This is a genomic window from Sphaerisporangium sp. NPDC088356 (assembly GCF_040685555.1).
In the GTDB taxonomy this organism is placed as follows: Bacteria; Actinomycetota; Actinomycetes; order Streptosporangiales; family Streptosporangiaceae; genus Sphaerisporangium.
In genome coordinates this window covers 1-9,548 of the sequence record NZ_JBFBIK010000024.1, presented here as the reverse complement: position 1 = coordinate 9,548, position 9,548 = coordinate 1, and the positions used below count along the sequence as shown (strand labels likewise).

The following is a 9,548-nucleotide window of genomic DNA, read 5'->3' as shown; positions in this document are numbered from 1 at the left end:
CCGGCCCGGACCGGGCGGACGCGGGCTCATCCGGCGCGGGCCCGGCGGCCGGGCCGGGCCGTGAGGAGGCGAGGTCGGCCGCGATGCGCTCGGCGAAGACGAGCCCTTCGAGCAGCGAGTTGGAGGCGAGCCGGTTCGCGCCGTGCACGCCCGTGCAGGCCACCTCACCGCAGGCGTACAGGCCCGCGACGTTCGTACGGCCGCGCGGGTCGGTGCGGACGCCACCGCTGGCGTAGTGGGCGGCCGGCGCCACGGGGATCGGCTCGCGCACCGGGTCGATGCCGTGTTCCAGGCAGGTCGCGTGGATCGTCGGGAAGCGGGAGCGCCACTTCTCCTCGCCGAAGTGCCGGGCGTCGAGATAGACGTGATCCGCGCCGGTCTCCAGCATCCGGCGCATGATCGCCTTGGCGACCACGTCGCGCGGGGCGAGCTCGGCCAGCTCGTGGACGCCGGTCATGAACCGCTCGCCCGCGCCGTCCACCAGGAGGGCGCCCTCGCCGCGCACCGCCTCGGAGATGAGCGGCTGCTGGCCGGTCGACCCTTCTCCAAGCCACAGGACGGTCGGGTGGAACTGTACGAACTCCAGGTCGCGCACGACCGCGCCGGCCCGCAGCGCCAGGGCGACCCCGTCGCCGGTGGACACGACGGGGTTGGTCGTCGCCGCGTACACCTGGCCCATGCCGCCGGTGGCGAGCACGACGGCGCGCGCGCGTACCGCGCCGACACCGTCCCTCGCGCCCTCGCCCATCACGTGCAGCGTTATCCCGCACGTGGACCCGGAGGCGTCCTTGAGCAGGTCGAGCACCAGCGCGTGCTCGATGACCTCGATGCGCCCGCCCGTGGACGCGCTCGCCCGCACCGCCTCGACCAGGGCTCGCTGGACCTCGGCCCCGGTCGCGTCCCCGCCCGCGTGGACGATGCGGTCGCGGCGGTGGCCGCCCTCACGGGTGAGCTGCAGCTCGCCGTCGGGCTCGCGGTCGAAGCGGGCCCCGTGGTCCATGAGCCGCCGCAGCGCGGCGGGCCCCTCGGTCACCAGCGTCCTCACGGCCCGCTCGTCGCAGAGGCCGACGCCGGCGATGAGCGTGTCGCTGAGGTGGTCGGCCGAGGAGTCGTCGGGGTCGAGCACGGCGGCGATCCCGCCCTGCGCCCAGCGGGTGGAGCCCGCCGAGAGCACGTCCTTGGTGACGACCAGCACGCGGGCCCCGGGCGCCAGCTCCGCGTACCGGAGTGCCACGGTGAGCCCGGCGATGCCGGATCCGACCACGACGACGTCGGCGTCGACGGTCCAACCGGGCTCGGGCGCGGTCAGCCGTCGTGGGATGGGCGGGTGAGTCATGGGTCGCTCCCCTCATTTCGTCACTATGACGATAGGGCATGACCGAACGGCGCTCACCAAGGGGTGGGCAGGTCGCCCCGCGTTCACCGGTGTCCGCGCCGGAGCTTCCTGGTCAGGGGGCGAGCGTCAGGACGACGTTGTCGATCAGCCTGGTCGCGCCCACCCTGGCGGCGACCGCGAGCACGGCCTCGCCCCTGTGGTCCTCGGCGACGGCGGTGAACGTCGAGGGGTCCACCAGGCTCAGGTAGTCGAGCACCAGCGGCGGATCGGCGTCGGCGGCCTTGTCGAGCACGGCGTGCGCGGCGTGCAGGATGTCCTTGGGCCGGGTCTGGCCGGCGCCCTCGCGTAGCGCCGCCGACAGCGCCCGGGCGGTGACCCGGTCGGCGGCCGACAGGTAGCGGTTGCGGCTGGAGAGCGCCAGCCCGTCGGGCTCGCGGACCGTGGGAGCGCCGGTGATCGTGATGGGGAGGTTCAGGTCGGCCACCATGCGGCGGATCATCGCCAGCTGCTGGGCGTCCTTCTGGCCGAAGACGGCGGCGTCCGGCCGCACCAGGTTGAAGAGCTTCAGCACGACGGTCAGCACGCCGTCGAAGTGCCCCGGCCGGAAGGCGCCCTCGACCACCGTGCCCATCTGCCCGGAGGACACGCCGACCTGGCGGTCGGGGAGGTACATGTCGTCGGCCGACGGGGCGAAGACCAGGCTCACGCCCTCGGCCGCGCACACCGCCAGGTCGGCGTCGAATGTACGGGGGTAACGGGAAAAATCTTCCTTGGGGCCGAACTGCAGGGGATTGACGAAGATGCTGACCGCGACGTGATCGGCCTGCTCCCGTGCCAGGCGGATCAGCGACCGGTGCCCCTCGTGCAGGGCTCCCATGGTCGGCACCAGGGCGAGCGTGCCGCCGCCCGCCCCGCCGTATCCTCCGCCGATGCCGAGCGCGGCACGGGCCGCGAGCAGCTCCGGACGGTCTCCGGCGACGATCACGTCCACGAATTTCCTCCAAGGGCGTCTAGCAGGCGTTCGGCCGCCTCGGGCTTGAGCAGCCCCGCGGCAAGGGCCCGGTCGGCGGTGAGCCGGGCCAGGGCGACGTAGGCGTCGGCGGCCTCGGGCGCGGCGAGGATGAGCGCGTCCACGTGCTTGCGCACGGTGCCCGCGTCACCGCGCACGACGGGCCCGGTCAGCCCCGCGAGGCCGAGGCGCAGGACGTTGTCGAGAGCCGCTCCGAGCAGCGGGCCGAGCATCCGCCCGGGCTGCTCCACCCCGATCTTCTTGAGCAGCTCCTGCGACTCCGCGATCAGGGTGACCATGTGGTTGGCGGCTCCGGCGAGGGCGGCGTGGTAGAGCGCGCGGTCCTCGTCGGCGATCCAGACCGGCTCGCCGCCCATCTCGATGACCAGGGCCTCGGCCACCGGCCTGAGCTGCTCGGGGGCGGTGACGCCGAACGAGCAGCCGTCGATGCGGCGCAGGTCGTCGTCCCTGCCGGTGAAGGTCATCACCGGGTGGATGGCGAACGGCAGGGCGCCGGCGGCGGTGGCGGGCTCCAGCACGCCGAGGCCGTACGCGCCGCTGGTGTGCGCGAGCATCTTCCCCCGCAGGCTCACCCCGGTCGCGGCGAGTCCCGCGACCAGGCCGGGCAGCACGTCGTCGGGCACGGTGAGCAGGATGAGGTCGGCCCGGCGGATGACGTCGTCGGGCTGGGAGATGCCCACCCCGAGCCGCTCGGCGGCCCGGCGTCGCGAGGCGTCGGAGACCCCGGCGGCGGCCACGACGCGGTGTCCCGCCTGCGCGAGCGCCGCGCCGAGGACCGAACCCACTCGTCCGGCTCCGAGGACCCCGACCGCGAGACGCCCCGGGCGGTCGCTTGTCTCCATCACGTTCCTGTTCACAATCGTCGGACCAGGCCCAGTTGACCAGCGTAACGGTCGCGCCCAGGCCCGTCGCCGTCCGACTCCGCCGCCTGGTCCACCGGCACCCTACGTTAAGGACAAAAGCCCATATATGCCGCTAAATCCGGTGAACCCGGGGCCGATCGCGGCGGCCGGTCGTGTCTTGACAGCGGCCTGTCAGCGTGACGGTCATGGGGCATATCCATCCTTGGTAACGTCCACTCCCGTGTGGGTCACGTGGCGGGAGGCCATGCAGCAAGCGCTCTACGGCGACGACGGGTTCTACATCAGGGAGCGCCCGTCCGGCCACTTCCGGACCTCGGTGGGCGCTTCGCCGGTGTTCGCCCAAGCGGTGCTGCGCCTGCTGCGCACGGTCGACGACGCGCTCGGCCGTCCAGGCGAGATCGACCTCGTGGACGTCGGCTCCGGCGACGGCCTGCTGGTGAGCCAGGTTCTCCACACGGCGGAGCCCGACTTGGTAGAACGGTTGCGCGTCACGGCCGTCGACCTCGCCCCTCGTCCGGACGGCCTGGATACGGAGATCACCTGGTCCGGCACCCTCCCCGAGAAGATCACCGGGCTCGTGATCGCCAACGAGTGGCTCGACAACGTGCCCCTCGACGTCGCCGAGCGGACACCGGAAGGCTCCCGGCTGGTGCTCGTCGACCCGCGCACGGGCGAGGAGAGCCTCGGCGACCCGCCGGGCGAGGACGATCTGCGGTGGCTGGAGCGCTGGTGGCCGCTTGGCTCGACGGGCCTGCGCGCCGAGATCGGCCGTCCACGCGACGAGGCTTGGGAGGCGGTGATCGTACGGCTGGCGCGGGGCCTGGCGGTGGCCGTGGATTATGCACACCCTGTGGATAACCGGCCGCCCTTCGGAACCCTGACGGGATACCGGGACGGGGCCTGCGTACCCGCCATACCCGACGGATCCTGCGATATCACCGCACACGTGGCCCTGGACGCGTGTGCCGAGGCGGGCGAGCGAGCCGGAGCGATATCCACAACGTTGACTACGCAACGACATGCGTTACAGCGTCTGGGGGTCACCGGCACCCGGCCCCCGCTGACCCTCGCGGGCACGGATCCCGGGGGCTATCTGCGGGCGCTGGCCAAGGCGTCACAGGAGGCCGAGCTGATCGACCCCACCGGGCTGGGCGGCTTCGGCTGGCTCAGCCAGTGGAAACGCTCAACTTGAGCGACTCGAGCCCTCGGATGACGTAGTTCGGCTTCCACGCCGGCTCTTCCGCGAGCTCCATCTTGGGGGCGGCCCTCAGCAGGGCTCCGAACGACTCGATGAGCTCCACGCGGGCCAGGGGAGCGCCCAGGCAGAAGTGGATGCCCGCTCCGAACGAGATGTGCGGGTTGTCCTTCCGGCCCACGTCCAGCCGGTCGGGATCCTCGAAGACCTCGGGGTCGCGGTTGGCCGAGCCGAACAGCAGGGCCACCTCGACGCCCTTCGGGATGTCCACCCCGCCGATCGTGATGTCCTCCAGCACCCAGCGCTCGAACATCTGCAGCGGGGTGTCCCAGCGCATCAGCTCCTCCACCGCCGTAGGGAGCAGCGAGAGATCGCCGCGCAGCCGTTCGAGCTCGCCCGGATTGCGGAACAGCGACCACCAGCCGTTGCCTGTGACGTTCACGGTGGCCTCGTGACCGGCGTTGAGCAGCAGGACGCACGTGCCGACCAGCTCGTCCTCGGTGAGCCTGTCGCCCTCGTCGGCCACCTGGGCCAGCGCGCTGATCAGGTCGTTCCCGGGATCTTCGCGTCGCGTCGCGGCCAGCCCGCGCAGGTAGTCGCCGAACTCCGAGGCGGCGCGCACCGCCGTGTGCTGGGCCTCCACGGATGGGCTCAGCTCGTACATGCCGCAGATGTCGGCCGACCAGGGCCGCAGCAGGTGCCGGTCGGCCTCGGGAACGCCGAGCATCTCGGCGATGACGGTCACGGGCAGCGGCTCGGCGACCTCGGAGATCAGATCTCCGCCGCCGCGTTCGACGAAGCCGTCGACAAGCTCCCCGGCGATCCGCCGCACCCGCGGCCGGAGCTCCTCGACCATGCGCGGGGTGAAGGCCTTGGAGACCAGCCGGCGCAGCCGGGTGTGGATCGGCGGCTCCACGTCGAGCATTCCCGCGCGGATCACCCGCCAGAACGGCTCCTGGAAGTCCGGCTCAGGCTCGCGGCCGAACTCCTGGTGGGTGGCCATGTGCAGGTAGGAGCGGCCGAGCCGTCGATCCCGCAGCGCCGCGTTGACATCCGGGTGCCGCGCCACGAGCCACTGGCCGGTCGGCTCGAAGAAGCTGACCGGCTGGGTGTCGCGGAGCTCTCGGTAGACGTCGTACGGATGAGCGACGAAGTCAGGATTCCACGGATCAAATCGCACGAAGTCATCGTAAATGGGATTTCCCTCCACGGCAGCCGGCCCTCACCGCCATGCGCTCAGGGCTTGGCGACGTCGCCGGGCTCGGGAGACTCCTCGTACCGCTCCCGCAGCTCCACAGGCTGCTGCCTGCCCGCCTTCCTGCGCGCCCGGATGTTGAGCAGCTCCACGCCCAGCGAGAACGCCATGGCGAAGTAGATGTAGCCCTTGGAGATGTGCTGCTCCAAGCCCTCGGCGATGAGCACGACGCCGATCAGCACGAGGAAGGCCAGGGCCAGCATCTTGATGCTCGGGTACTTCTCGACGAACCCGCTGATGGGACCGGCCGCGAAGAGCATCACGATGACCGCGACGATCACGGCGGCGATCATGACGCCCAGCTCGTCGACCATGCCGACGGCCGTGATCACCGAGTCGAGCGAGAAGACGACGTCCAGCAGCATGATCTGCACGATCACCGCGCCGAAGGTGGCGCCCGCCTTGGCGCTGGAGTGACCCTGCGTGCCCTCCAGGCTGTCGCCGATCTCGAAGGTGCTCTTGCCCAGCAGGAACAGGCCACCCAGGATCAGGATCAGATCTCGCCCCGATATGCCCTGGCCGAATATTTCGAACAGCGGCGTCGTCAGCCGTACGACCCACGACAGGGCGAGGAGCAACGCGAGGCGGCTCACGAGGGCCAGCCCGAGCCCCACCTTGCGCGCCCGGTCGCGCTTCTCGGGGGGAAGCTTGCCCGCGAGGATCGAGATGAAGATGATGTTGTCGATCCCCAGCACGATCTCAAGAGCGACCAGGGTGAAGAACCCGATCCAGATCTCCGGGTTGACCACCCAGTCCATGACGATCTCCTCCGGCTAGCCGTTGGTCCAGGTCACGACCCCGCGGGCGGCGGCCGTTCCTCTGTCAACGCGCGGGGATCCGACAAAGTTCGCGACGATTCGAGACCCCTCCCACCCCCCTGCCGAGGTTGCGGAGACGAGGGGAACCTGGGTTATAGTCGCCCGTAGGTCATGAGTGCCAGCGTCAAGCCCCGGCTCGCTGGCCGGCAACCCTCGCGCTCGCGGCGGGGTGCCCCGGGTGAAGACCAGGTCTGGTGCGAGGTGTGCCAGTCAAGCGCGGGCTCCGTCGTACCAACGCCATGGCCGGGGTCCCATGACCCTAGGAGGCCGGCGTTGTCTGCTCTCACTGTGCTCAAGAGCCCTTCCCATGTCGTTTCCGGCTCGGACACTCCCGGCGATTCCGGGCCCGGCAGGCCATTCCACGGCGAGACGGCGGGCCGTAAGGCCTCGCCCATCCCCGCCGTGCTGGGTGATGACCTTGAGGTTCCGGTCAAGGGCGGCAGGCTCGTGCGGTACGCCAACCTCGACTACGCGGCGAGCGCCCCCTGTCTTGAGCCGGTGAGCGCCGCGGTCGCCGCCGCTCTCCCGGCCTATTCCAGCGTGCACCGCGGCGCCGGGTACGCCTCGCAGCTCACCACGGCGCGCTACGAGCAGGCCCGCCACACCGTGCGGGCCTTCGTCGGCGCCCGTCCCGGCGACGCCGTCGTGTTCACCCGCAACACAACGGACGCGGCGAACCTTCTGGCCCGCTGCCTGCCCGAGGGCACCACCGTCGTGGTCTTCGAGACCGAGCACCACGCTTCCCTGCTCCCCTGGCCCGACGCGGTACGACTGGCGCCCCCGGCGTTCCCCGGCGAGGCGGTCCGCGCGGCGGACGAGACCCTGGCCGCCATCGAGGGGCCCAAACTCCTGGTCGTCACCGCGGCCTCCAACGTGACCGGCGAGCTGTGGCCGATCGCCGCCCTGGCCCACATCGCCCACCGGCACGGCGCGCGCATCCTCGTCGACGCCGCGCAGCTCGTCCCTCACCGCCAGCTCAACCTGACCGCGCTCGACCTGGACTACGTGGCGTTCTCCGGGCACAAGCTCTACGCCCCGTTCGGCGCGGGCGCTCTGGTCGGCCGGGCCGACTGGCTCACCCAGGCCGAGCCGTACCTGCGCGGCGGCGGCGCCTCCAAGGCCGTCACCGGGGGCGCCGGGCAGGGGCTGCCGCTGGACGCCGAGTGGAGCGCCGACCCCGAGCAGCGGCATGAGGCCGGCACGCCGAACGTCCTCGGCGCCGTCGCGCTGGCCGCCGCCTGCGACGCCCTCTCGTCCACCGGCTGGACGGCGCTGGTCAAGGAGGAGGAGCGCCTCGTCGAGCTGCTGCGTGACGGCCTCGCCGCGATCGAGGGCGTCCACGAGCTGTCGCTCTGGGGTCCCGCCCATCCGCGCGTCGGCATCGTCTCCTTCGTGGTCGAGGGCTGGACGGCCAGGGAGGTCGCCGAGACGCTGTCCGGCGAGTACGGCATCGGGGTGCGCGACGGCAAGTTCTGCGCCCATCCCTTCGTCAGGCACCTGCTCGACGGCGTCGGCCAGGCCGCCGACGGCTCGTGCGCGGACGGCACCGCCGGGGCCGTACGGGCGTCCATCGGCATCGGCACCACCGAAGAACACGTCCGCCGCCTGGTCACCGCCCTCTCAGATCTTGTCTCACGCCGCTGACGTGACAGCATGGGGTTTATGACCGAACCTCCCGGAGCTCGCGGAGCTCGCACCGGAGGCGCGCCCACCGAACGGGTCGTGGGGATCGGGGCTGGGGCCAAGGAGCTGGCCACCGAGGACATGATCCTCAACATCGGGCCCCAGCACCCCTCGACCCACGGTGTCCTGCGCCTGCGGCTCACCGTGGACGGCGAGCGCATCGGCAGCGCCGAGCCGATCGTCGGCTACATGCACCGCGGCGCCGAGAAGCTCTTCGAGGTCCGCGACTACCGGCAGATCATCGTGCTGGCCAACCGGCACGACTGGCTGTCGGCCTTCGCCAACGAGCTCGGCGTCGTCCTCGCCGTCGAACGCATGCTGGGCATGGAGGTGCCGGTCAGGGCGGTGTGGGCCCGCACGCTGCTCGCCGAGCTGAACCGCGTGCTCAACCACCTGATGTTCCTAGGGTCGTATCCCCTGGAGCTCGGCGCCATCACCCCCGTCTTCTACGCCTTCCGCGAGCGGGAGACCCTGCAGGCCGTCATGGAGGAGATCTCCGGCGGGCGCATGCACTACATGTTCAACAGGGTGGGCGGCCTGAAGGAGGACCTCCCGTACGGCTGGCTCGACCGGGTCGCCCAGGCGGTCACCGACGTGCGCAGGCGGCTGCCCGACATCGAGAAGCTGATCTCCGGCAACGAGATCTTCATCGCGCGCACCCGCGGGGTCGGGGTGCTCGACCGCGAGACGATCATGCAGTACGGGGTCAGCGGCCCGATCGCGCGCGCCTCCGGCGTCGACTTCGACCTGCGCCGCGACGAGCCGTACCTCGCCTACGGCGAGCTTCCCGTCAAGGTGGTCACGCGCTCGGCGGGCGACTGCCATGCCCGTTTCGAGGTGCTGCTCGACCAGGTGAAGGTCGCGCTCGACCTCGCGGACGCGTGCGTGGAGCGCCTGCGGTCGCTGCCTCCCGGGCCCATCAACCAGCGGCTGCCCAAGGTGCTCAAGGTGCCCGAGGGCCACACCTACGCCTGGACCGAGAACCCGCTCGGGCTCAACGGCTACTACCTGGTGTCGCGGGGCGAGAAGACGCCGTGGCGGCTCAAGCTGCGCAGCGCGTCCTACAACAACGTGCAGGTGCTGAGGGAGATGCTTCCGGGCCACCTGATCTCCGACATGGTGGCCATCCTCGGCTCGATGTTCTTCGTCGTCGGCGACATCGACAAGTGATCTTTTCGCTGCGAATCTCGCGGGATGCGTTTAACCCCTTCGATCTCGTAAAGGAACAACACTGCGTAAAGGGACAGGGATCAAGGGATAAAGGGTGGCTCCTTGCAGAGCGGGGGCCCGCCGGGGCGGCCGGGCCCCCCCGGTTGCGGAACGCCCCGGGGTGCTCCTCACCGCGGCTGGGGACCCCCCCGCAAAGCA

General features: G+C 71.1%; 8 protein-coding genes and 1 riboswitch. Of the genes, 3 read left to right on the top strand and 5 right to left on the bottom strand.

Annotation, left to right across the window (positions count from 1 at the left end):
- The 3 genes from AB0O34_RS12040 to AB0O34_RS12030 all read right to left on the bottom strand — a co-directional run.
- A partial coding sequence (locus AB0O34_RS12040) for an L-aspartate oxidase (RefSeq protein WP_363915352.1) occupies positions 1–1,336 on the bottom strand: 1,336 nt, incomplete at its 3' end.
- Between the two features lie 112 nt (positions 1,337–1,448).
- A complete protein-coding gene (gene panC / locus AB0O34_RS12035) occupies positions 1,449–2,294 on the bottom strand; it encodes a pantoate--beta-alanine ligase (RefSeq protein WP_363915414.1) in 846 nt (281 codons plus the stop codon).
- 23 nt (positions 2,295–2,317) lie between these two features.
- Positions 2,318–3,208 (bottom strand): DUF2520 domain-containing protein, encoded by an 891-nt coding sequence (locus AB0O34_RS12030; protein ID WP_363915351.1) that lies wholly within the window; start codon positions 3,206–3,208, stop codon positions 2,318–2,320.
- A gap of 265 nt (positions 3,209–3,473) precedes the next feature.
- Here AB0O34_RS12030 and AB0O34_RS12025 point away from each other — a divergent pair, with 265 nt between their 5' ends.
- Positions 3,474–4,421, top strand: a complete 948-nt coding sequence (locus AB0O34_RS12025; protein ID WP_363915350.1) for an SAM-dependent methyltransferase — start codon at positions 3,474–3,476, stop codon at positions 4,419–4,421.
- On the opposite strand, the gene AB0O34_RS12020 is transcribed toward AB0O34_RS12025, so the two are convergent.
- Together AB0O34_RS12020 and AB0O34_RS12015 are read right to left on the bottom strand one after the other, a co-directional pair.
- Complete coding sequence (locus AB0O34_RS12020; RefSeq protein WP_363915349.1) at positions 4,396–5,604, bottom strand: cytochrome P450; 1,209 nt, start codon at positions 5,602–5,604, stop codon at positions 4,396–4,398. The genes AB0O34_RS12025 and AB0O34_RS12020 overlap by 26 nt on opposite strands.
- A 56-nt stretch (positions 5,605–5,660) precedes the next feature.
- Positions 5,661–6,437, bottom strand: coding sequence for a TerC family protein (locus AB0O34_RS12015; protein WP_363915348.1), 777 nt, complete (start codon positions 6,435–6,437; stop codon positions 5,661–5,663).
- A 167-nt stretch (positions 6,438–6,604) separates the two neighbouring features.
- Positions 6,605–6,720: riboswitch (SAM riboswitch) on the top strand.
- Positions 6,721–6,890: 170 nt separating this feature from the next.
- Here AB0O34_RS12015 and AB0O34_RS12010 point away from each other — a divergent pair.
- Entirely contained in the window at positions 6,891–8,141 is a 1,251-nt protein-coding gene (locus AB0O34_RS12010) for an aminotransferase class V-fold PLP-dependent enzyme (RefSeq protein WP_363915413.1), read from the top strand.
- An 18-nt stretch (positions 8,142–8,159) separates the two neighbouring features.
- Positions 8,160–9,350, top strand: coding sequence for an NADH-quinone oxidoreductase subunit D (locus AB0O34_RS12005; RefSeq protein ID WP_363915347.1), 1,191 nt, complete (start codon positions 8,160–8,162; stop codon positions 9,348–9,350).
- Positions 9,351–9,548 lie beyond the last annotated feature (198 nt).